This window comes from Archangium violaceum (assembly GCF_016887565.1).
GTDB lineage: Bacteria > Myxococcota > Myxococcia > Myxococcales > Myxococcaceae > Archangium > Archangium violaceum_B.
In genome coordinates, this window is record NZ_CP069396.1 from 8,205,737 (window position 1) to 8,228,315 (window position 22,579).

Consider the following 22,579-nt stretch of genomic DNA (forward strand, 5'->3'; position numbering starts at 1 on the left):
AGACACCAGGGGTGGGAGCCCGCTCCTCGTGGACGGGCTCCCCTCCCCCAGCCATACAACGTCACTCACTCAGTTCTGGGGGATGACGTCGTCCGGCACGTTCTTGCGCAGGATGAGCCGGTTGAGCTCCTCCACGTACTCGCTCTGGAAACGGGCGGAGCCATTGAGGTAGCCCTCCGCCACCAGGATGTTGGAGGTGAGATCCTTGCTCACCGGGCGCAGGTTGTAGACCCGGCCGTACCACGAGCGCTTCTCGATGGTGACGATCTGATCGAGCGAGCCGTCCTGACGGACCAGGTGCTCACCAACGGTGAACTCCTTGGCCTTGCGCAGGCTGCCCTCGCCGGTCACGAGCGGGTGCTCGAGCGTCACGGACAGCTTGCCACCCGAGGCCATCCGGAAGTCGAGGACGTCCTGCCGGACGGGATCCCGATCCACCGTGTAGCGCTCGACGGTGTTGTTGACGAGCTGCACGGCGTCCAGGGTGGACTCGGAGGACAGCGTCACCAGATCGTCGGCGCCCGCCTGCTGGGCCTTCTCGATCGGCACCTCACCGCTCTGGAAGAGGACCTTCTGATCCGGCGTGTAGCAACCCGGCTCGCACACGCCGTCCATCAGCACCTGGACCGGCTTGATGGTGTAGTCCAGGTTGAAGATCTGATCGCCGGTGAGGCCGGCGGTGTCGCTCCCCGCGGCGCCGGGCCCCATCACCGGATCGTAGCCCTGGTTGGGATCCACGTACACGGGGTAGAGCCAGGTCTGGTAGTTGTTGAGCGAGTCCAGCGCGTCCTGGTTGAACATGGCCGCCCAGAAGCGCTGATCCTTGTTGGCCGAGATGTTGTAGGGATCGGCATCCGCCCACTTCTTGGCCCACTGCTGGCGGCCACGGGCCTGATCCTGATTGGTGATCTGATCGAACGCGCAGCGGTAGCTGCTGGGGGCCCACGCCGCGGATGCCTGCGTGGCGAGACCCAGAGTCATGGTGACGGCGCAAAGCGACAGGCTCTTCTTCATGCCCGACTCCTGTGGTGTGATTTCGAATGGACTTCGTCCCTGTCTTGCGCCACGACTGACGACAGGGGTGCTGCTTTCCCGCCTGGCTGTAGGAAATCCCTACACGAGTGCCCTCTGGCTACCCCACGAAACCTTGGGGAAACCTTGGGCTTGGCGCCTCATGACCAGGAACGGATTTGGAGCACTCGTCCAGACAACGACTGCCGCGCAGCTGAAAGAAGTGAAAAGCCGCGCTCACCTGGAAAACGAGTATAAAACTTTTTCACGGAGTGTCAAACCACAGCGTGAAAAAATAGCAGGAACTGATACAGACACGGGGAACGGACGTGGAGCGCCAGAGAAGGGAACCCCTGGCGCTCCGACAACCCGCGCATGCAACGGCTACATGCCCATGGGATCCATTCCCAGGATGAGCGAACCGTTGTTGGTGTAGAGGTTCCAGTTGCGAGTGATACCAGACCAGCTGGCAATGGTCAGGGTCCAGGTCTTCTTGAAGAACCAGAAGCCCACCCGCACCCAGAGCTTCAGGTTGCCATTGAGGGTGTTCAGGTTGAGATCCGCCTTGAGCGTCCAGTCGAGGGAATAGAACGGCCAGAACAGCTCGGCGAAGGCGGGCAGGCTCACGTTGATGAGCGTCACGGCGCCCTCCACGCCCACGCCCGCGACGACGATGTCCACGCCCGCGGAGGCATTGGCATTACCCCAGCCACCCGCGGTGGCGGTGAGCCTGGCCACCGTCGGACCAATCTGTCCCGAGACCGTCAGCTTGAGACCGCCGCTGACGGACGCCGAGACGGAAACCGGCACGGGGCCCACCATGAAGCGCTTGGTGGCGGAGAAGAAGGTGCGGCTCCAGTTGATGGGGGTGATCTCGAAGCTGTAGTAGAGGTTGCCCGACCATACCTGCTGACCCATGGCGAACAGGCGCGCGGTGCCACTGTTGTTTCCGCCCTGCTGACCGGAGACCTCGGCACGTGCCCGGACGATCTCCTTCTGGGCTCCGAAGGCCACGGCGTAGACCTTGCCCTCGGCGTAGGCCTCGACCCGCTTCTCGGCCGTGCCCGTCGACGGAGTGGCGGTCATCGAGGCATCGATGATGTAGCCCGCTCCGAACACGCTGTTGCCCAGGTTCTCGCTCCGGTAGTAGCTCTTGGTGAAGGGAGAGTTGGCGGGAGGCGCGGCGTTGTCATTGGTCACGACCGTCGGCGGGGAGACGTCACCCTGGTTGGCCTCCGGGATGATGCCCTGATTGATGGTGATGACCTTGCTGCCATCCGTCGGGTCCGTGGAGAGCACGCCCCCGGTGCGCGACAGCTCATCATTGATGATGAGCTGCTGCTCGGCGGCAGAGTAGGAACCCGCGAAGGGGTAGCTCGACTCCCACTCGTAGTTGTTATTGAGCTGGTAACCACTCGGATAGGACGTCGTGGGAAAGCTCGCGTGATCCACCTCGTAGACGACGGGATCGACGTAGGTGGGAACCTGCGCTGAAGCCGCCTGCGGAAGACCTAGCGCGAGCAGAAACGCGGCAGCGCCCATCGACAAACGAATACCGGACATGAAACCCCCTCTACAAGTCTGGTTTGTTGACGCAAAAGCCAACCCTTGTACATTTCTCACACTCCCAGTGTCAAAGGGAAAAACCCGAAGTGAAGTCAGATTTGGAAAGACGGTCGGCGCTGTTGGCGTGGAAATCCCCGAAAACAAGCCACGAATCCAGTGTTTGATTATTTTTCCAATGTTCCTGGATTGCGTATGGGTGGCTCCCCACGAAGGGCAGACCCGCGGGCGGATGGATTGAGCAATCACAACCCGCTCGGCGCGAGGTGCGACGGGGAGTGAACCCGCCACTAGGCGGAGAGCAGTGGGCCGTGCTAGCTGTCGAGCACCATGCGCATGTCCTGGAAGCGGCATCACTTCTTCGTGCTGGCTGTCGTCCTCGTCTCGCTGGGCCTCGTGGCGTGGTGGGCTCTGCCCGGGAGTGCTCCGGAAGAGACGCCCACGAGGACTCCGGCCCGGAATGCCAGCACCCAGACGGCCTCCTCGCCGCGCCCCGAGCTCCCGGAGTTGCCGACGAAGACGGCCGATGGCTCCCGGCTCTGGGCTCCGGGCATGAGTTATCGCTACGCCGTGGAGACGGACCAGGAGGTGACCTTCAGCTCGTCACAGCCCGGTGCGCCCGTTCCTCCTGGCATGCGCTTCCATATCCAAGGGGAGTGGAACGTGGGCATCGTGAGCGCCGGCGAGGCCCGGATCGAAGCCCAGGTGCGGCTGGTGCCGGCGAGCGTCTCCGTCAACGTCGATGGAAAGGACGCACTCACACCCGAAGTGCGTCAGGCCATGATGGCCAGCCTGACCATGCCCTTTTTCATGACCCTGGAGCGCTCCGGTGCCGCGCGATGGGTCCATTTCGAGATGGGCACGGATGTGCTGGCACAAGGCATCCTCCGCTCCGTGGTCGCGGCCTCCCAGTTCGTGGTGACTGGCGTTCCCCAGCAGTCGTGGCAGACCGACGAGTACGACGTCACGGGCCAGTACCAGGCCTCATACCAACGACTGTCAGGTGTGAAACAGTTCGAGAAGACGAAGCAAGCCTATACACATGTGGCCACCTCCCAGGGGCTTCAGCCCTATCAGGCGGGCACGCTGCGCATCGACGTGAGCTCGCGCACCACCTTCGGGCTCGCCGAGGATGGCTGGGCCGAGACGCTTCAGGCCCAGGAGCGGCTGGAGGTGGATGCCGGTCAGGGAATGCCCAGGGTGAGCAACCAGCTCCAGCTCCGTCTTCGTCTGCTGGAGCGAACCCGGGACGTCTCCCTGCTCGGTGCGCTGGAGGCGCGCCGGGCGAGCTTGAGCACGATGCTCCTGGCCAGCTACCAGGCCCAGACGCAGGATCCCAAGGAGCGTTACCGTCGGCTGCTGGCGGGCAAGCACTTCAATGATCTGCTCAACGACTTGCGCTCCCTGCCCAAGACGGAGCGGGAGCGGGACGACGCCCGCTCGCTGGCGTTGGAGCAACTGCGCGCGCTCTTCATGCTCGAGCCCACCGAGGCCCTGAAGGTGCCCGATACACTGCGCAAGGGGGACCTGGATCCCATCGCGGCCAGTCCCCTGCTCGGCGCACTCTCCGCGGCCAGCACGCCAGAGGCCATCCAGGCCCTCTCGAAGGTCGTCGACGATTCCTCCATCGGGGTGCCCGTGCGCACGGACGCGACCGCCGCGCTCGGCATGGCGGACGCCCCCACCCAGGAAGGAGTCAATGCCCTGAGGAACCTCAGGCGCGCTCCCCAGCCAGAGCTGCGCGACACGGCGACACTGGGGCTGGGCAACGCGGCGTACCAGATGCAGGACGAGAACGCCCGCGGCGCGGAGGGCGTCGTGCGAGAGCTCGAGACGGCGTACCGCTCCGCGAGGACCCCGGAGGAGCAAGCCATCCTCCTGCGGGCCCTGGGCAATACCCGGGACGCGCGCGCCCTGGCGACGATCCAGAGCGGACTGGGCTCCAACTCGATCCTGGTGCGACAGGCCGCGGTCGAGGCCCTGCGCCTGATTCCGGAGCCAACCGCCGACCGGCTCCTGGCGACACAGCTCCTCGGGGATGCCTCGCCCGACGTGCGCAAGGCCGCCTTGTTCGCCGCCAGCTTCCGGCCTCTCGAGCCCCTCCTGCCCTCGTTGCAGCAGGTGCTGCAGCGGGACCCCGCGGATGCGGTCAGGAGCGAGGTCGTCCACCTGCTGGGGGCCAACCTGCCCAAGCTGCCCGGCGCGCGCGTCCTGCTGAGCTGGAGCAGTCAGAACGACGCCAATCCGGCCATCCGTCAGCTCGCCACCCGCTTCCTCGACCACGTCGCCGAGAACGCTCACCCCTGAGCGGCCCCGTTCAGTCCCCGCGCACCCGCGCTCAAGCCCTCGGGTGCGCGGCGTCGTAGACGGCCTGGAGCTGCTCCCAGCTCACGTGCGTGTACCGCTGGGTGGTGGAGAGGCTCGCGTGGCCCAGCAGCTCCTGGATGCTGCGGATGTCCGCCCCACCCCCGAGCAGGTGTGTGGCGAACGAGTGACGCATCGCGTGCGGGCTCACCTTGCGCTGCAGCGCGCACTGCACCACGTACGTGTCCAGATGCCTCGCGATGCTCCGGGGCGTCAGCCGGCCTCCGCGGTAGTTGAGGAACACCGCGTCCGCGTCCTGCTCCGGCCGAGGCACCGCGAGCAGCTCGCCCCGTCGCGCCAGATACGCATCCAGCGCGCGGATGGCCTGCGCGTTCACCGGCACCAGGCGCTCCTTGCTGCCCTTGCCCATCACCCGGACGATGCGCCCGCTGCGGTCCACGTCCAGCAGGTTCAGCCCGCACAGCTCGCTGATGCGCAGGCCGCCGCCGTACAGCATCTCCAGGATGGCCCTGTCCCGCAGGCCCAGCACCGTCTTCCGCGACGGCATGTCGAGGATGGCGAACACCTCGTCCACGGGGAGCACCTTGGGCAGGCTCTTGGGCAGCTTGGGGCTCTTCACCAGCTTGGCCGGGCTGCCCGGCAGCAGCTTCTGCCGCACCAGGTACTTGTAGAAGCTCTTGATGCTCGCGAGCCGCCGCGCGCGGCTGCTCGGCGCATGGTCCACCGCCAGCGTGCCCATGTAGCCACGGATGGACGCGTGCGTGGCCGCCAGCAGCGTCAGCTTCATCCGCTCGACCAGGTAGCGCTCGAAGTCCACCAGGTCGATGAGGTAGTTGCGCACGGTATGGGGACTGGCGCCCTTCTCGTCCTCGAGGTGGGCGCGGAACTTCTCCAGCAGCGGCGACAGCTCGGCGGTGCTCATGGGCGGCTCCAGCGTAGACTCAACCGGGCCGCCCGCAAGCTTCTCACGGCTGGGCCGGCGCCACGTACACGCCGGGGTTCGGCCCCTGCTTCACCACGTACACCGCCAGCGAATCGTCCGGGCCCGCGAAGTACGCCGGCAGCTGCGCGCCCTGATCGAGCGTCTTCCTCGCCTGCGTCTTCACGTCGTAGACGGCCACGTCGAACGTGTCCGAGTCCATCCGCGCCGAGGTGGCGAGGATCCGGTTCCCATCCCCGGACAGCTTGTAGCTGTAGATGCCCTGCATCCACGTCTGGGGCTGGGTCTGCTCGGCCGGAGGCAGCGTCAGCGCCTTGAAGTCACAAGCACGGCCCTCGCGGATGCAGCCGGCGCGGAAGACGAGCGCCTTGTTCTCGGGGGCGAAGCCGTAGCCGAAGACGCCCGGGTGGGCCTTCTCCGCCTTCTCCGCGCCCACCTGGTACAGCATCAGGTCCACCGAGTAGATGGGCTTGAGGAAGCGCGAGAGGAAGGCCACGTACTTGCCGTCCTTGCCCCAGAGGAAGTTCGGCACGCGGCTGCCCACCAGCTTCGGCTCACCGTCCGGCAGCGTCACCACGCCCATCAGCCCCGCGCCCGCGGGCAGGTCGTACTTCGCCAGGAAGCCCAGTGCCTGGGAGTCCGGCGAGAAGGTCAGCTCCTTCACGCGCTCGCCCACCTTGCGTCCCGGCTCGCCCGACGCCGGGCCCACGTACAGGTCGCCCGGCACCTCCGGCTTGCCTCCATCGTTGCGCGCCAGCCACTTCGAGTCCGGCGAGAAGGCGAACGCCGTCGAGCCCGAGGCCACCTTCCGGCCCTTCAGCTCCGGCAGGTCCGCCAGGTACAGGTCATACATGCCCGGCATCGCCGGGGTGCGCACCTGGTACGCCACGCGCTTGGAGTCCGGCGACAGCACGAAGTCGCCCACCTGGTCCGCCAGCTTGATCGGCTCGCCCTTCTTCGCCGCGTCCTCCACCACCGGCGTCGCCAGGAGCCCGCCGGCCGCCGCCAGCCGCCGCTTGAAGAAGAGCATCGTGCCGTCCGGGGAGAAGCCCGCGGTGGACACCTCGCCCCCCACCTGACGGAAGGGCCCCGCCGGCAGCGGGCCCAGCTTCAGCACCCCGCCGTCCACGAAGGCCAGTTGCGCGCCGTCCGGACTCGGCAGGAAGTACGTCACCGCGTCGCCCAGCTTCCTGGGCTCGGCACTGGGGTCGCTGAGCGCCAGCACGTGCAGCGCACCGGACTGGTTCGCCAGGTTGTACCCCGTGAGGTACAGCACGTGCTTGGAGTCCGGGGTGAAGAGCATCCCCCCGGGCACGTTCGTCACCCCATCGCCCAGCTTGCGCGGCACGCCGCCCGTCACCGGCACCATGTACAGCTCGCCCAGCCGCATCTGCGGCGGAATGCCCTCCACCGTCGGCTTGCGCGTCTTGCGCAGGTACGTGGCGAACTGCCCGTCCTCGGTGACGCGCAGATCCTCCGCCGCGCCCTCGGCCAGCATCACGCCCACTCCGCCCACCACCGCTCCGGCCCGGGCGCTCCCCTTCCCTCCCCCGGCCTTGTCCCCGTCGCGCTTGCACCCCACCAGCGCGAGCGCCATCAGCGCTCCCGCCATCACGGTTCGTCTCATGCGGTCCTCTGGAGCTCCTGCGCGGGAGGGACACTCGGCAGCCACGCGGTCAGATCCGCCCGCGCCCGCTCCGCGTACTTCGCCCGCTTGTCCGCCTTCTTCACCCGCCCCGGCAGCGGCGGGAACAACCCGAAGATGACATTCGAGGGCTGGTAGTCATAGTCCGGCGGGTGTGCCTCGCCCGTCACGTGACGGTAGAGCGAGCCCATCGCCGTGGTGGCCGGCGGCGGGACGAACTCGCGCCCCGTCAGCCGCGCGTACACCGCCAGCGCCGTCATGTAGCCGCACGCCGCCGACTCCACGTACCCCTCCACGCCGGTGATCTGCCCCGCGAAGAACAGGCGCGGCTCCGCCTTGAGCGACAGGTCGCGCCCCAGCAGCCGCGGCGAGTCAATGAAGGTGTTGCGGTGGATCTGCCCCATCCGCAGGAACTCGGCGTTGGCCAGGCCCGGAATGCACGTGGTGAAGATGCGCTTCTGCTCGCCCCACGTCAGGCGCGTCTGGAAGCCCACCATGTTCCACGACGTGCCCGCCTTGTCCTCCATGCGCAGTTGCACCACCGCGTAGGGCTCCTCGCCCGTGCGCGGATCCTTCAGCCCCACCGGCTTCATCGGCCCGAAGGCCAGCGTCTCGTCGCCTCGATCGACCATCACCTCGATGGGCAGACACCCTTCGAAGTACCTGGGTTCCTCGAAGCTGTGCGGCTGCAGCTTCTGGCCCGCCTTCACCTCGGCGATGAACCGGTAGTACTCCTCCTGGTTCATCGGCAGGTTGATGTAGTCATCCCCTCCGCCCTTGCCGTAGCGGCTCGCGCGGAAGGCGATGTTCATGTCGATGGAGTCCCCCGCCACGATGGGGGCGATCGAATCGTAGAAGTAGAGCTTCTCCCCCACGTAGCGCTCGAGGTCCTTCGTCAGCGCGTCCGAGGTGAGTGGCCCCGTGGCCACCACCACCAGGCCCTCGGGCAGCTGGTCCACCTCGCCCGTCACCACCTCCACGCCCGGGGCCTCGCGCACCGAGCGCGTCACCGCCGCCGAGAAGGCCTCGCGCTCCACCGCCAGCGCGTCACCCGCCGGCACCCGGTGCGTGTCCGCGCACCCGAGAATCACCGACGACAGCGTCCGCAGCTCCGCGTGCAGCAGGCCGATGGCGCTCTCCGGGTTGTCCGAGCGCAACGAGTTGGAGCACACCAGCTCCGCGAACTGGTCCGTCTTGTGTGCCGGCGAGCGCCGGTGCGGCTTCATCTCGCGCAGCGTCACCGGTACCCCGCGCCGCGCCAGCTGCCAGGCGCACTCGCTCCCCGCCAGTCCACCGCCAATCACCGTCACCCGCTGAAACTTCACGTCCTGCATCACACTCTCCGGGGGCCGTCCTGGGCCCGTCCGGCAACTGTTAGCAGGACCACCCCGCCCTTTCCCACACTCCCGCGCATGGATGTCCACTCCCGGGGCAACGATCCCCTGCTCGCCCGCCTCCTCCCCGGCCCTGCGACAAGTAGGAGAAACAGAAACAGTTTCCCTACCTCCCCCTGGCTCCTAGCTTTTCCCCGTTCATCGCGCGGGAAAGTCGGTCCGGGCGACGCAGTGCACCATTGGATGGAGCGACAGGCCATGAACCGAGACAACGACCTTCTGAGGATTCGCGAGCTCCTGCAGCGCCGCCGTCGGGACATCCTGCACGCGAGTCAGGGGGCACAACGCGAGCTGAGCGCGCTGAAGGACCAGGACCGCGATCCGGAGTACGAGGAGAACGCCCAGGCGGAGCTGGCGGACTACACCCTGTCCAGCCTGATGGAGGCGCAGCGGCGCGAGGTGATGCTCATCGATGCCGCGCTGCGTCGGATGGACACGGGCGTGTTCGGCGTCTGCGTGGACTGCGGCTTCGACATCCCCATCGAGCGGCTGGAGGCGCTGCCCTTCGCCATCCGGTGTGAGGAAGACGCAACGCGTCACGAGCTGGACATGCGCGGCGGGCACCACCAGGCGGTACCGACGCTCTAGCACGCACGTCCGGTGGGGCGCCTGGGAGGCCAGGGGCGCCCTACTGGGGCTTGCCCTCGTCCTGGAGGACCACGAACCGGTAGTTCTCCAGCTCGTTCTGGCCCGCCGTGTAGAGCACCGTGAGGAGCATGTCGTACGGGATGGCCTTGTCCGCGATGACGGACAGCTCCCGGTTGAACGGCGCCGCCGGGTTGCGCTCGGCGATGTACTTGAGCTTCTCCACTTCCTTCTTGAGCTGCGCGTCCAGCGAGACCACCAGCCGGCCCTGGAGCGCCTCGGGGGGAATCTGCCCTCCCTTGAGCCGCAGCACTTCCTTCTCCCCCACGAGGATGTTCTTGGGGGTGACGGTGACGGCCACGGTGTCCTTGGGCGTGGCGCGCGTGGAGGACACCGGCGGCCGCACGTCCTCGCTGGCCGTCAGCGCCGCCGAGGACGAGGCGAAGGACTTGAGGAGGAACACCAGGAGGATGGTCATCATGTCCATCATCGCGGTGATGTTCAGCTCCTTGATCTCCCCGGCGGCCTCGCGCTCCTTGCGCTTCTTGCGCGCGAGCGCCTTGCGGTAGCGCATGCGCTGCAGCCGCTCTTCATCCGACGGCACCTGGAAGGAACTCTCGCCCGTCGACATCTAGATGGCTCCGAGGGTGACGTCCGGGAAGAGCACGCGGTGCGACTTGTCCTGCGTCTCGCGGACGGCATCCATGGTCTGGATGAGCGCGTCGTAGGGCGTCTCGGGGTCCGCGGCGACGATGACCTTCGTCTCGGCGGGGAAGGCGCTCTTGATCTTCACCATCTGCGCGTTGAGGGCGGCGTAGTCGTACGAGCCATCCGCCTTGACGGGGATGGTGGGCTCGCCCTCCTTGCCGAGGATGGTGTTCTCGCTGTTGACGAAGTGCCCCTTCTTGCTGATGAGCACGCTGAGCGTCAGCTTGGGCTGCTCCGGGTTCTCCTCCGGGGCCACCGAGGTGCTGGGGCCGCCGTAGCTCGGCGCGCTCACGTTGACGATGCCGAAGGCCGCCAGCCCGTTGATGGACAGCAGCATGAACAGGATGAGGTTCATGAGGATGTCGAGGTACGGGACGATGTTGAGCTCGCCCGTCTCCTCTTCCTCACGCGGCTTGAGCTTGCGCCTGGAGTAGTAGAACGCCATGGAAGCGCCCTCAGGCGGCCCGGGCCTCGTCGGAGGCCGTGGACTCGCCGGCGGCCTTGCGCGCCAGCAGGTTCTCCAGCTTGAGCGCGTTGAGCTCCATCGTCTCCACCATGCTCTTGGCGTACGAGGTGAGGAACAGGTGGAAGATGATGCAGAGCACCGCGATGGAGAGCGCGAACGCGGTGTTGTTCATGGCCTTGGAGATACCGTCGGACAGCAGGGCCTGCTTCTGCTCGGCGGGCACGTTGCCGAGCGCCTGGAACGTGCCGATCAGACCGAAGATGGTGCCGACGAGTCCCACCAGCGTGGCGATGTTGGCCAGGGACCACAGCCAGGGGATGCGCGCGCCCACGTGCGGGCTGTGCTCCACCAGCGACTCCTCCACCGCCTTGGCCACTTCGATCTCCCCGCGGTTGGCGCGGGTGAGGCCGGCGCGGATGATCTTCGCCAGGGGCGAGTGGGGAGCGGCGGCGCACAGCTTCACGGCGCGGTCCACGTTGCCGGTCATCACCAGCTTCGTCACCTGCTCCATGAAGGGGGGCGCGTTGAGGTTGTAGCGGAACATCAGCGTGACGATCCGCTCCAGGGCCACCGCGAGCGCGGCGGCCAGCCAGAACAGGTTCACGAACATGAACGGGCCGCCGTCCTTGAAGAACTTGATGGTGGAGTCCACGACGCCGAGCTTGGCCGGCGCCGCCTTCACGGCCTCCGCTGCCGCCGGGGCCTGGGTCAGCACCACGTCCAGCAGCTCGCTCACCATGGAAATCATCGCGAAGTGGGTCCTTTCGACGACCATGCCTGCCCTGGGGGCGGGCACTGAACTTCTAGAGGACCCACTGCTGGGGTGTCAAGCCAGGGGCAGGCCATGCCCCTGATATCCTTGGACTTTCAGCCTTTCAGGCAGCCGAGGAAGCGGTGCTGCCCGTGGCCGCGGCGGCCTCCGGCTCGACGATCTGCCGGCGGTAGTCGCACTCCTTGTTGGGGCAGGCCACGTACGGGCCGTCCCGCTTGGAGTACTTCTGCAGCAGGTAGGGCGACTGGCACTGAGGGCACGCCTCCGGAAGCGGCCGGTCCCAGGCGGCGAACTTGCAGTCCGGGTAGCGGTTGCAGCCGAAGAAGATCTTCCCCCGCCCGCTGCGGCGCTCGGTGAGGTAGCCCTGCTTGCAGTCCGGGCAGCTCACGCCGATGGAGATGGGCTTGGACGTCTTGCACTCGGGGTAGCCCGAGCACGCCAGGAAGCGACCGAAGCGGCCCCGCTTCACCACCATGGGCTTGCCGCAGTTCTCGCACTTCTCGTCGGTCGTCTCCTCCTCGATGATGACGATCTTCCCCTCGGCGTCGCGCTTGAAGTCCTTGGTGTTCTTGCACTCGGGGTAGTTCGAGCACGCGAGGAAGTGGCCCATCTTCCCCCACTTGATCACCATGACGTTGCCGCACTTCTCGCACGCCACGTCGGTCTTGATCTCCTCGCGCTTGACGTCGCGCATCTCCGCTTCGGCCTTCTCGAGCGTCTCCTTGAAGGGCGCGTAGAAGTCCTTGAGCACGGCCTTCCAGTTGGCCTCGCCCTCGGAGATCTGATCGAGCTTCTCCTCCATGCTGGCGGTGAAGGCGGCGTCCAGCTCGTGGGGGAAGTGCTTGACGAGCAGCTCGTTGCAGATGACGCCCAGGTCCGTGGGACGGAAGCGGCCCTCCAGCTTCTCCACGTACTTCTTCTCCTGGATGGTGGAGAGGATGGCGGCGTACGTCGACGGACGGCCGATGCCCCGCTCCTCCAGTTCCTTCACCAGGGTGGCCTCGGAGAAGCGCGGCGGGGGCTGGGTGAAGTGCTGCTCGTCGAGCAGCTTCTGCAGGCCCAGCTTGTCCCCGTCGTTGAGCGAGGGCAGCTCGCCCACGCCGTCCTCGTCGGTGTCCTCGCCGGCGGCGCGCGCCTTCTCCTGGGCGGCCTCCTCCTCGGGGGTGAGGGTGGCGCCGTAGACGGCCAGGTAGCCCGGGAACTTCAGCGTGGAGCCCGAGGCCCGGAAGAGGGCCCGGCCCGCGGTGATCTCCGCGCTCGTCTGGTCATACACGGCCGGCATCATCTGGCACGCCACGAAGCGGTTCCAGATGAGCTCGTACAGGCGGAACATGTCCGCGGCCATGTCGTCGTTCATCGAGTCGAAGTACGGCTTCACCTTCGAGGGCGGGTACTCGAGCGAGGTGGGACGGATGGCCTCGTGCGCGTCCTGGGCGCCCTTCTTGGTGCGGTACACCACGGGCGCCTCCGGCACGTAGTCCGCGCCGTAGGTGTTGCCGATGAAGCCGCGCACCGCCGTCACCGCGTCGTCGGACAGACGGGTGGAGTCCGTACGCATGTACGTGATGAGCGCCGTCTGGCCCTCCTCGCCGAGCGGCACGCCTTCATAGAGCCGCTGAGCGAGCGCCATCGTCTTCTTGGCGGTGAAGTGCAGCCGGTTGGCCGCCTCCTGCTGCAGCTTGGAGGTGATGAACGGAGCGGGCGCGTTGCGGCGCCGCTCGCGCTTGTCCACCTTGGACACCACGAAGGCGGCGCTCTTGAGCTCCTCCACCAGCGTCTCGGTGGAGGCCCGGTCCTTCAGGTCGGCCTTCTTGCCGTCCACCTTGGACAGCTTGGCCTTGAAGGGCGGCGGTCCGGCGGGCCCCTCCAGCAGCGCGTCCAGCGTCCAGTACTCCTGCGGGACGAAGGCCTTGATCTCGTCCTCGCGCTCGCAGACGAGGCGCACGGCCACCGACTGCACGCGGCCCGCGGACAGACCCCGGCGCACCTTCTTCCAGAGCAGCGGGGAGATCTGATAGCCCACCAGCCGGTCCAGGATGCGCCGCGTCTGCTGGGAGTCGTAGTTCTCCTGGCTGAGGTGGCGCGGCTGGGAGATGGCCTCCTGGATGGCCTTCTTGGTGATCTCGTTGAACATCACCCGGTAGGCGTTCTCGTGGCCGAGCTGCTGGTGGATGTGCCAGGCGATGGCCTCGCCCTCGCGGTCGGGGTCCGTCGCGAGGAACACCTTGTCCACGCCCTGGGCGGCCTTCTTCAGCTCGCCGAGCACCTTCTCCTTGCCCTTGATGACCTCGTACTGGGGCTCGAAGTCGTGCTCGATGTCCACGCCCATCTTGCTCTTGGGCAAGTCGAGGATGTGGCCAACCGAGGCCTTCACCGTGTAGCCGGAGCCCAGGTACTTCTTGATGGTCTTCGCCTTCGCGGGCGACTCGACCACCACGAGGTAGTGCGGCCCCTTGCCGCGCCTGGGGGACTCGGTGCCCTCGGCGTCCTCGGCGGAGGCCTCCACGGTGGCCAGGGCCCCGTCACCGCCCTTGCGGCGCGAGGAGGCCTTCTTGGCCGCCGTCTTCTTGGCGGCGGCCTTCTTCTTGGTGGCCGTCTTCTTCTTGGCGGCCGTCTTCTTGCGCGCCGCCGGCTTCTTGGCTGCCGTCTCGGCGGTGGCCGTTTCGGCGGTGGCCGTCTCCTCGACCTCCGTCTCGCCCGCCCCTGCCGTCTTCTTCGTGCGCGTCGCCATGATTCTCCTCAAACCTTCTCGTACAACCTTCCAGGATGCTGGATGACGAGCCCAGACAGCTCCAGCTCCACCAGCGCGCTCGAGAGCACCGCGGGCGAGAGCCGGCTGCCGGCCAGCACCTCATCGAATGACCTGGGAACCCTGTCCAACACCTGGTAGGCCCCCCTCGCTTCCACCGAGAGCTCCGTCCACGAGGAGCCCTCCCCTGGCGGCACCGCCTTGTCGGGGTGGATGCCCACGGCCCGCCAGACTTCCTGAACCGAGAGACACGCCCGGGCGTGTCCGTCCCGGATGAGCGCGTTGCAACCAGCCGCTCCCTCGTTCAATACATCACCGGGCAGGGCCAGCACGGGCCTGCCCTGCAGCCGGCCCGCCTCCGCCGTGTAGAGGCTGCCGGAATCCGCCCCGGCGCGCAGGACCAATACCGCATCCGACGCGCCAGAAATGAGTCGGTTGCGCCGGGGGAAGGTCGTCGTGCTCGCACGGACCCCTGGCGGCAACTCGCTGAAGAACACGCCACCCCGGGCCAGGAAGTGCGGCAGCAGCTTCGCCTGGGCGGGATCCAACTCGTCCAGCGCCGAGCCCAGGAAGGCCCACGTCTCCCCGCCCGCGTCCAATGCCCCCCAATGGCACGCCCTGTCCACCCCCGCGGCGGCGCCGGACACCACGCCCACCCCGCCCTCCGCCACCTGACGGGCGAAGCCGCGCGCGAAGGGAAGGAAGCCCTGATCCGGGTGCCGGCTGCCCACCATGGCCACCCGACGGCGCGGCGGCCCCACCTCTCCCCGGTAGAAGAGGAGCGGCGGCGCGTCGTCCACCTCCGCCAGCCGCGCCGGGTAGGTCATCTCTCCCGCGAACGTCACGCCCATGCCCACCGCCGCGCAGCGCTCCAGCACGCGCTCGGCCAGCAGGCCCAGGTCGGGCACCTCGGCCAACCTGCGCCGGACGGGCATCGGAACGGGCGCCTCGCCCAGCCACTCCCTTACCGGGCAGGCAAGCAGGCGAGTGAGCTCTCCCCGGGTGAACGCACGCAGGGCACTCAGGGCCCTCGGGCCCAACCCGGGGACCGCCCAGAGCGCCAGGAGCGCGCGTTGCTCCGCCGTGGAGCTGTTCGTCGTGAAATCCACCATGCCCGACCCCCTCCTGGGCCCACCTATATAGAAGATGGATCCGACGGAAAGGGGCGGGACACATAAACACCGGACTGGCGGTGGTCAAGCGGCACGTCCCCTGCAGTAGGGGCCAGGCGAGCCGATCCAGGGGGTTACGTGCCCCATCCGAGGGGTCATCCGGCGGCGTGCCGGCCCCACCTACCGCTGGGCGGTGGGCTGCTGGCCCACGCGCAGCACCGCGCGAGCCCCGGGCACCACCTCCTGGATGGAGTACGTGAGGACGCAGTTGCTGGTGCGATCCTTCACCTCGGTCACCATGCACAGGGCGATGTTCTCCGTGGGCATCGGCTGCGGCTTGCGCTTCTTGATGGGCAGATCCAGCTCGAGGACGTGCCCCACGCCGGGGTCTCCCTGCCGGGTGATGGTGAAGGTGTTGCCCACCTGGACGCCGTCGCTGCTGCCCTTGTCGATGACCAGGAAGTGGTGCTCGCCGATGATGGTGAGGTACGGCACGAGCGCGGTGACGACGACGCCCGTCACCTCCTTCTCGTTGTTCCGCGCCACCACCTGCTCCACCAGCCGCTCGCCATACGGACCCACCAGGTCGCCGCGCGCGATGGCGTCCCACGTGTCCATCACCTGCGCGGTGACGAAGAAGTCACCCAGCTTCACCACCCGGAGGGTGCCGACGAACTCGGTGAGGTAGCCCACCGGCCTGTTCGTCACCGGGTGCTTCACGCTCTCCACCGTGTGGAACACCACGTACCGGTCGCCGATCTTCGCATCCGCCTTGCGCTTGAAGCGCACATAGACGGTGTCGGGGAAGGACAGCATCGTCGCCTCGGTGGAGGCCCCCTCGATGCGGCCCGCCTCGTCCAGCTCCCGCGTGGTGACGAAGCCATGCGTCATCACCGTGCGCGAGGCCTTGGGCTCGTAGGTGAGCTTGCCGGCCACCTCCACCGCGGCGCCGGAGCCCTCCATCTCGGAGCCCTCGGCGATGTCCCCCGGCTCGGCCACCATCTCCGTCGGGGCCGGGCCGACGCCCGCCTCCACCCGCGAGGGGACCTCCTCGCCCGCCGGGAAGAAGCGCACGTTGTTGCCGGGGTAGATCCAGTGCGGGTTGGCGATCTCCGGGTTGTAGGACCAGACCTTGGGCCAGTACCAGGGGCTGCCCAGGTACTTCTGGGAGAGGTCCCACAGGGTGTCGCCCCGCTCCACCGTGTGCACCTCGCCGGGAGCGGACTCACGGCCACCCTGGCCCGGGGGAATGACGAGGTTGCCGGGCCGGCCGGGAGGCTGCTGCTCATCGACGACCTCGGACCCCTCGGTCTCGTCGCCGGCCTCGGGCTCCTGTTCCTCCGCGTTCTGCGCCCAGACGGCGGGCGGCACGAGCACAGTGGCGAGGAGGAGCGAGGAGAGGATCCGCGAGCGCATCGGATGACTTCCTTTCGGACTGCTAGTGCGAGAGGGACGCGAGCCGCTGTTCCGCCTGAGTGGCGGCGGCCGTCCCCGGGAACTGGGTGAGGATGCGGGTGTAGAGCGCCCGCGCGTCGTCTTTCTGGTTGAGCCGCAGCCGGCACTCGGCCAGCCGCAGCATGCCGTCCAGCACGGCATCTCCAGCCGGATAGCTGGCGATGAGGCGCTCGAAGGTCTTCGCGGCGGCATCGTGGTCCTTCAGCCCGATCTGCCCGAGCCCGCTGAAATAGAGCGCGTTGTCCGCGCGCGGGTGACGGGGGTTGTCCTCGGCGAAGCGCGACAGGCGGACCACCCCACCCTCCACGTTGCCGGTGCGCAACGCCGCCACCGCCTGCTCGAACTCGGCGTCCAGGATGGTGACGTCCAGCTGCTCCTTCGGCTCGGCGGCGGCGGGGCCGCTGTCCCCCTCGGGCGCGGAGCTGATGAACATCTCCATGTCGTCGGGCGCGGGCTCGACGACGGGCACCTGGGTGGGCAGCGAGGGCGCGGGCTCGTTGCGCGGCTTGAGCTTCACCACCGCCAGCTCGGGCGTGGTGAAGGACTTCTCGGGCTCGGGAGCGGCCGCCGTGGAAGCGGACCCCTTGTTGGACGGAGCGGCGGCACGGGCCTGGGTGACACTGGCGTGCAGCTCCATGCGCTCCAGACGCTTCTCCAGGCGCGCCTGGGTGTCGCGCATGGCGCGCACCTCGGCCTTCAGCTCCGCCAGCTCCGACGTCTGGGCGGAGCCGGTGGTGGCACAGGCGGTCAGCGCACAGAGAGGCGCGAGGGCAAGCAGTCGGCGAATGATGCGGTGCTCCAACACGGTGACGGGGGTACCCGGAGGATAGGAAGGGGTGCTGGAGACCGTCAAGAAATCGGCCCAGAGGCCGATCAGAACCGGTGCACCACGAAATTGAGGTGCCTGCCCGTCCGCCCAGCGTCACGTCGATGCGAGAAGAATCGGCTCGCATCACATGCGGTGCAGTGGGGCAGCACGTCCACATGGGCGGCCTTCAGCCCCGCTCCCAGCAACGTCTCCCGCACGGCCCGTGACAGGTCCAACCGCACCTCACCGCGCTCGCGGACCACCACCTCCGCGCCGAAGCCCGCGGTGAAGCGCTCGCCCAGGTCCTCGGAGACGACATAGCAGCAGCGCTGGATGCAGGGGCCCACCGCGGCCAGCAGCCGCTCGGGCCGCGAGCCCCTCGCCACCAGGGACTCCACCGCCCGCGCCACGATGCGCGCGTCCGTGCCCTTCCACCCCGAGTGCACCCCCGCCACCCGCCTCCCCTCCGGGTCCACCAGCAGCACCGGCACGCAGTCCGCCGTGCCCACCGCCACCCAGTGCTCCGGCCGCTCCGTCCAGAGCGCGTCCGCCTCGCCCTCCGTCGGACGGAGTGTCCCCGTCCCCTCACCCGCCCCTACCTCCACCACGCGAGCTCCGTGCACCTGACTCACCCGGTGCAGCGAATCGAGCGCCGCGCCCGCCGCCGCGGCCAGCCGGCGATGGTTCTCCTCCACCCGCTCCCTCAGGTCACCCACCGCGAAGCCCAGGTTGAGGGAGGCATACGGCCCCTCCGACACCCCACCCGCCCGCGTGGCGAAGCCATGGGGCACGGGGAGCAGAGAGGAGAGCACGAAGGCGGGGGTCTGAGCGGACATGGTGGATCCGATCCGAGCACACTACGCGGTGCGTCAGGCAACATCTACCTCCACGACATCCGTCCTGACGAATAATTTCCAACAGAGTCCGTTTGACAGTGTGCGTCAGCCGATCTGACAATCCATCAATGACACGGGGGTTGACGGCAGCGGGCCGGGGGTTCCTGCCTCCACGGACATGGCATTGGGTCTCGAAACCGTAGGCAGGAAGCTCCTGTGGAGCGTCGCCCTGCCCGGGCTGCTCGCGGCCGTCCTGGGCATCGGCTACTTCTGGCGTGAGGCCCAACGAGCGGCCCAGGACGCCACCCAGGACGAGGCCCTGGTGCTCACGGAGTTCATCGGCACCCACTTCCGGCTGCCCACGCCCCAGGGTCTGCCGCCCCACTCGCCGGTGGCCGAGCTGCTGCGCTCGGAGACGCGGCTGCTGCGCGCCACGGCGGAGCTGGACATCGTGTCGCCGGACGGGCGCATCCTCTGGTCCTCCCGGCCCGAGGAGGTGGGCACCCGCCACCCCAAGGCCGCGCTGCTGGCGGAGTCCGATCAGGAGAGGAGCTTCTCGGACGCCCAGGCGACGGAAGTCATCCGCCCACTCGGTGGAAAGGACTGCGCGGGCTGTCACGTGGACGCGGCGATGCGTCCCCTGGGAGTCCTGCACCTGCGGGTGAGCGAGCCCGTGGTGCACCGCGAGCTCACCGAGGCCCTGGGCGGCGGACTGGTGGCGGTGCTGGTGCTGGGCACCATGCTGATCGTCGCCACCGGGGTGTCTCTGCACCTCTTCCTCACGCGGCCCCTGCGCCGGCTGACGGCCGCCATGCGCCGCGCCGAGGAGGGAGACTTCCTGGTGCGCGCCGAGGTGCGGGGCACGGATGAGATCTCCCGGCTCGGCTCGGCCTTCAACGCCATGCTGGCGCGCATCACCTCCATGAAGGCCGAGGAGATCGACACCCACCGGGATCTCCAGGTGACGAAGTGGAAGCTGTCCCTCAAGGAGGAGCTGGAGGAGCGCATCGCCGAGCTGGCCCTGCTCTTCGACGTGGCGCGCTCGGTCAACTCCACCATCGAGCTGTCCGAGCTGCTCTCGCGCATCACCCAGCTGGTGCCCGAGCGGCTCCACATCCCGCACTTCTCCACCATGCTCGTCAACGCGGACGGAGTGCTGGAGATCAAGAGCACCTTCCCGGCGGATCCGGCCCTGGATGGGATGACCTTCCAGATCGGCGAGGGTGCATGCGGGCGCGCGGCGGAGACGCACCGGGCGGTGTACGTGCCGGACGTCACGGACCCCTCGAGCGTGTTCGCCCGGCGCGCGCTGCTGCCGGGACACGAGGCCGGCGCGCTGCTGTGCGTGCCCATGGTGCACATGGACTCGGTGCTGGGCGTGCTCAACTTCCGGCGCCCGGAGGTGGCCAGCTTCGCCCCCGAGGAGCTGGAGCTGCTCAGCGCGGTGGCCGACCAGGTCGCCACGGCGGTGAAGAACGCCATGCTCCACGCCGAGGCGGTGAAGCTCACCATGACGGACCCGCTCACCGGGGTGCCCAACCGCCGCCACCTCTTCGCGCGCCTGGAGTTGGAGGTGGCACGCGCGCAGCGCTTCGGCTCGCCGGTGTCCATCCTCATGGTGGACATCGACCACTTCAAGAAGCTCAACGACGCCGCGGGCCACCGCGCCGGTGACGAAACGCTGCGCAAGGTCTGCGACGTGCTGCGCGCCCGCGTGCGCAAGGTGGACACGCTCGCGCGCTACGGCGGCGAGGAGTTCATGCTGGTGCTGTCCCAGGTGTCCAAGGACGACGCCTACGACGTGGCCGAGAAGCTGCGGCGCGCCGTGGCCGAGGCCCCCCAGCTCGCCGCCCCCACCCAGCCCGGCGGCCACATCACCGTCTCCATCGGCGTGGCCACCATCCCCACCGACGCCTCCAGCCAGGACACCCTGGTGGATTGCGCCGACGCCGCCCTCTACGCCAGCAAGCGCGGCGGGCGCAACCGCGTCACCTGCTACGAGGCCGGCATGGAGCTCCACCCGGGCCGCGAGCGCGGGCTCTCCCGTCCCAACGATCCCTCCTCGCCCACTCCGTCCGTGGCCAAGGCCTGACCTGGCGCGAGGTGGACCTCCCTCTGGTACCCTCCGCGAATGCTCGCACCGCTGCGCCGCCTGTTGTCTGCTCTGGGTCTCCAGAATCGAGACACCCCATCAGACCTCCTCGAGCCCGCGGAGCTGGCCAGGTGGTACTCGGGCCTGGGTCCCGACGAGCGCGCCGCCGTCAGTCGTGAGCTCGCCTCGCGCGTCCGCGCGCCCCGCCCCCTCCGCGACCCCGCCACCCTGCCCGCCGTCGCCACCGGACGCCTGATCTTCGAGCACGACGGCCCCCAGGGTCCCATTCCCCTGCACCACCTCAAGGTCGAGCTGTGGGACCGGGATCCCGGCGCGCCGGACGACTTCCTGGGCGAGGGCTTCACGGACGACGACGGGCACTTCGCGGTCCGTTACGATCCCGCCGACGCGGGGCTGGGAGATTTGCCGGACCTGGAGCTTCGCTTCTTCGAGCCCCAGCACACCTTCCGCAAGGACGGGCGGATCGTGGAGTCCTGGCGGCGCATCGGCGCGCAACGGGGCCCCGATGACCACGGCGGGCACTCCTACGACTTCGGCACCCTCCGGCTCCCCTACTGGGAATACGATCCGTCGACGCCCCTGGCCCGGCTGCTCGTCACCGAGCAGGGCACTCCCCCGACGGCCTACGCCCCGGGACGTTCGCTGGCGATGCTGAAGGCGGTCGCCCCCATCGAGCTCGTCAAGCGTCAGCACCTGCTCCAGATCCGCCTCGGTCGAGCCCCCAGCATCGCCGGGTTGCAGGCCGACTATCCCGAGCCGATGACGGTCCGCATGGAGCGACAGGAGCCGGGCTCCACTCGCGGTGACGCCTTCTTCGGCGAACGGCTCCTCAACGGCATGTTCGCGACGGTCATGGACCGCGATCCCGAGGCGCCCGGCGATCCCAGTGCCTTCCGGCTCTACTTCCCCTGGAACGCCTACGAGCAGGACGGCCTCCACTGCCAGCCCGACGTCGACGTGCGGCTGCGCCTGGTGGAGGGCCGGCTCCTGCCCGTGCGCATCATCCTGGGACTCCGGGAACCGGGGGCGACGGCGCCCGGCTCGCCCACCACGCGCCGGACCTTCACGCCGGAGGATGGCGCCAGATGGGAGGCCGCCAAGCGCATCGCACGGGTGAGCGCGACACTGGACACCGAGCTGGGCAACCACCTCGGGCAGTGCCACTTCAACGTCGAGCAGTACGCCATCGCCGCGCACCGCAACCTGCGGCGCAACCCCCTCCGCTGGTTGCTCATGCCCCACATGCGGGAGGTGGTCCTGATCAACCACTCCGCCAACGGGTTCCTGGTGGGGCCGAACGGTTACATCACCCGCGCCAGCGCGTTGACCGAGCGGAGCGTCGATGCGCGGCTGCTCCACCTGATGGGCAGCTACGACTGGCGGGGCTTCGCGCCCGCGGCGCCGGTGTGCGAGGGGCACCGCTACGCCCACGCCGCGCAGCTGTTCTGGCGGGTGCTCGGGGAGCACGTCGACGCCTTCTTCGCCGAGCACGGCGGCGCGGTGGAGGCCCAATGGCGGGAGGTGCGCCGCTTCTCGGACGACCTCGTGGCCCACTCGGTGCCCGCCTTCGTGTGCCGCTATCTCCGGGCGCGGGTGTCGGGGAAGGACGCTCCGTGGTTCGTCCGGTCCGAGCGCATGGACCTGGACGCGAAGGCCGCCGAGCCACCGCCCAAGGCCGTCAGCGCGGTGACCCATACCGACGTCCCCCAGCCCGGCGAGCTGGACGCGCTCAAGCAGCTGTGCCGCTACGTCATCTTCTTCGCGACCTTCCGGCACGCCTGGGCCAACAACCTCCAGTGGGAAGACGCCGGAGAGGTCCTCTACTCCAGCCTGGGGCTGCGCTGGGGCAAGGGAGGAGGACTCCCGGAGAGCGAGGAGGATCTGGACGCCGCCCCTCCTCCGGACGAGGCGACCGAGATGCTGTGGATCTCCTGGATGCTGTCCAAGACCAACTACGGCTTCCTCCTGGCCAACGAGGAGGACGACGTGCATCCGCGGCTGGTGGAGCTGCTCCGGGCCCGCGCCGCCGAGTTCGCGGCGCTGGGCCTGGACGTCAGGACGATCAGCTCCCGCATCAACATCTGAGCGGGGTGAGCG

The 22,579-nt window shown here is 68.4% G+C and carries 17 protein-coding genes; 4 read left to right on the top strand and 13 right to left on the bottom strand.

The window, feature by feature from the left end; all coding sequences use genetic code 11:
* Nucleotides 1–69: 69 nt before the first annotated feature.
* Both JRI60_RS32670 and JRI60_RS32675 read right to left on the bottom strand, forming a co-directional pair.
* A complete protein-coding gene (locus JRI60_RS32670; protein ID WP_204219846.1) occupies nucleotides 70–1,014 on the bottom strand; it encodes a hypothetical protein in 945 nt (314 codons plus the stop codon).
* A gap of 381 nt (nucleotides 1,015–1,395) precedes the next feature.
* Nucleotides 1,396–2,574 (bottom strand): hypothetical protein, encoded by a 1,179-nt coding sequence (locus JRI60_RS32675; RefSeq protein ID WP_239469838.1) that lies wholly within the window; start codon nucleotides 2,572–2,574, stop codon nucleotides 1,396–1,398.
* A 330-nt stretch (nucleotides 2,575–2,904) separates the two neighbouring features.
* Here JRI60_RS32675 and JRI60_RS32680 point away from each other — a divergent pair, with 330 nt between their 5' ends.
* On the top strand, nucleotides 2,905–4,881 hold the full coding sequence (locus JRI60_RS32680; RefSeq protein WP_204219847.1) for a HEAT repeat domain-containing protein: 1,977 nt from the start codon (nucleotides 2,905–2,907) through the stop codon (nucleotides 4,879–4,881).
* A gap of 31 nt (nucleotides 4,882–4,912) precedes the next feature.
* Here JRI60_RS32680 and JRI60_RS32685 read toward each other — a convergent pair whose 3' ends face one another.
* Genes JRI60_RS32685 through trmFO form a run of 3 tightly spaced genes read right to left on the bottom strand, consistent with a single transcriptional unit; the run spans nucleotide 4,913 to nucleotide 8,818 of the window.
* Complete coding sequence (locus JRI60_RS32685; RefSeq protein ID WP_204219848.1) at nucleotides 4,913–5,821, bottom strand: tyrosine recombinase XerC; 909 nt, start codon at nucleotides 5,819–5,821, stop codon at nucleotides 4,913–4,915.
* A 43-nt stretch (nucleotides 5,822–5,864) separates the two neighbouring features.
* Entirely contained in the window at nucleotides 5,865–7,466 is a 1,602-nt protein-coding gene (locus JRI60_RS32690) for a gliding motility protein (RefSeq protein WP_204219849.1), read from the bottom strand.
* On the bottom strand, nucleotides 7,463–8,818 hold the full coding sequence (gene trmFO / locus JRI60_RS32695) for a methylenetetrahydrofolate--tRNA-(uracil(54)-C(5))-methyltransferase (FADH(2)-oxidizing) TrmFO (protein ID WP_204219850.1): 1,356 nt from the start codon (nucleotides 8,816–8,818) through the stop codon (nucleotides 7,463–7,465). Before trmFO ends, JRI60_RS32690 begins: the two co-directional genes overlap by 4 nt.
* A gap of 258 nt (nucleotides 8,819–9,076) precedes the next feature.
* Here trmFO and JRI60_RS32700 point away from each other — a divergent pair, with 258 nt between their 5' ends.
* The gene (locus JRI60_RS32700; RefSeq protein WP_204219851.1) at nucleotides 9,077–9,466 is read left to right on the top strand and encodes a TraR/DksA family transcriptional regulator; all 390 of its coding nucleotides are present in this window, start codon (nucleotides 9,077–9,079) and stop codon (nucleotides 9,464–9,466) included.
* A gap of 40 nt (nucleotides 9,467–9,506) precedes the next feature.
* On the opposite strand, the gene JRI60_RS32705 is transcribed toward JRI60_RS32700, so the two are convergent.
* The 8 genes from JRI60_RS32705 to pgeF form a co-directional block, all read right to left on the bottom strand.
* Nucleotides 9,507–10,094: an ExbD/TolR family protein gene (locus JRI60_RS32705; RefSeq protein ID WP_239469839.1), complete on the bottom strand. Its 588-nt coding sequence runs from the start codon at nucleotides 10,092–10,094 to the stop codon at nucleotides 9,507–9,509.
* Nucleotides 10,095–10,616, bottom strand: coding sequence for an ExbD/TolR family protein (locus tag JRI60_RS32710; protein WP_204219852.1), 522 nt, complete (start codon nucleotides 10,614–10,616; stop codon nucleotides 10,095–10,097). It abuts the gene before it with no gap.
* A 10-nt stretch (nucleotides 10,617–10,626) separates the two neighbouring features.
* On the bottom strand, nucleotides 10,627–11,385 hold the full coding sequence (locus tag JRI60_RS32715; RefSeq protein WP_204229190.1) for a MotA/TolQ/ExbB proton channel family protein: 759 nt from the start codon (nucleotides 11,383–11,385) through the stop codon (nucleotides 10,627–10,629).
* Between the two features lie 127 nt (nucleotides 11,386–11,512).
* Nucleotides 11,513–14,140, bottom strand: coding sequence for a type I DNA topoisomerase (topA, locus tag JRI60_RS32720; protein WP_204219853.1), 2,628 nt, complete (start codon nucleotides 14,138–14,140; stop codon nucleotides 11,513–11,515).
* 8 nt (nucleotides 14,141–14,148) lie between these two features.
* Nucleotides 14,149–15,270, bottom strand: a complete 1,122-nt coding sequence (locus JRI60_RS32725) for a DNA-processing protein DprA (RefSeq protein WP_204219854.1) — start codon at nucleotides 15,268–15,270, stop codon at nucleotides 14,149–14,151.
* A gap of 180 nt (nucleotides 15,271–15,450) precedes the next feature.
* Complete coding sequence (locus JRI60_RS32730; RefSeq protein ID WP_204219855.1) at nucleotides 15,451–16,686, bottom strand: LysM peptidoglycan-binding domain-containing protein; 1,236 nt, start codon at nucleotides 16,684–16,686, stop codon at nucleotides 15,451–15,453.
* A 22-nt stretch (nucleotides 16,687–16,708) separates the two neighbouring features.
* Entirely contained in the window at nucleotides 16,709–17,530 is an 822-nt protein-coding gene (locus tag JRI60_RS32735; protein WP_430384416.1) for a tetratricopeptide repeat protein, read from the bottom strand.
* A gap of 68 nt (nucleotides 17,531–17,598) precedes the next feature.
* A complete protein-coding gene (gene pgeF, locus JRI60_RS32740; RefSeq protein ID WP_204219856.1) occupies nucleotides 17,599–18,369 on the bottom strand; it encodes a peptidoglycan editing factor PgeF in 771 nt (256 codons plus the stop codon).
* Nucleotides 18,370–18,547: 178 nt separating this feature from the next.
* Here pgeF and JRI60_RS32745 point away from each other — a divergent pair, with 178 nt between their 5' ends.
* The gene (locus tag JRI60_RS32745; RefSeq protein ID WP_204219857.1) at nucleotides 18,548–20,461 is read left to right on the top strand and encodes a diguanylate cyclase; all 1,914 of its coding nucleotides are present in this window, start codon (nucleotides 18,548–18,550) and stop codon (nucleotides 20,459–20,461) included.
* 39 nt (nucleotides 20,462–20,500) lie between these two features.
* Entirely contained in the window at nucleotides 20,501–22,567 is a 2,067-nt protein-coding gene (locus JRI60_RS32750) for a lipoxygenase family protein (protein ID WP_204219858.1), read from the top strand.
* Nucleotides 22,568–22,579 lie beyond the last annotated feature (12 nt).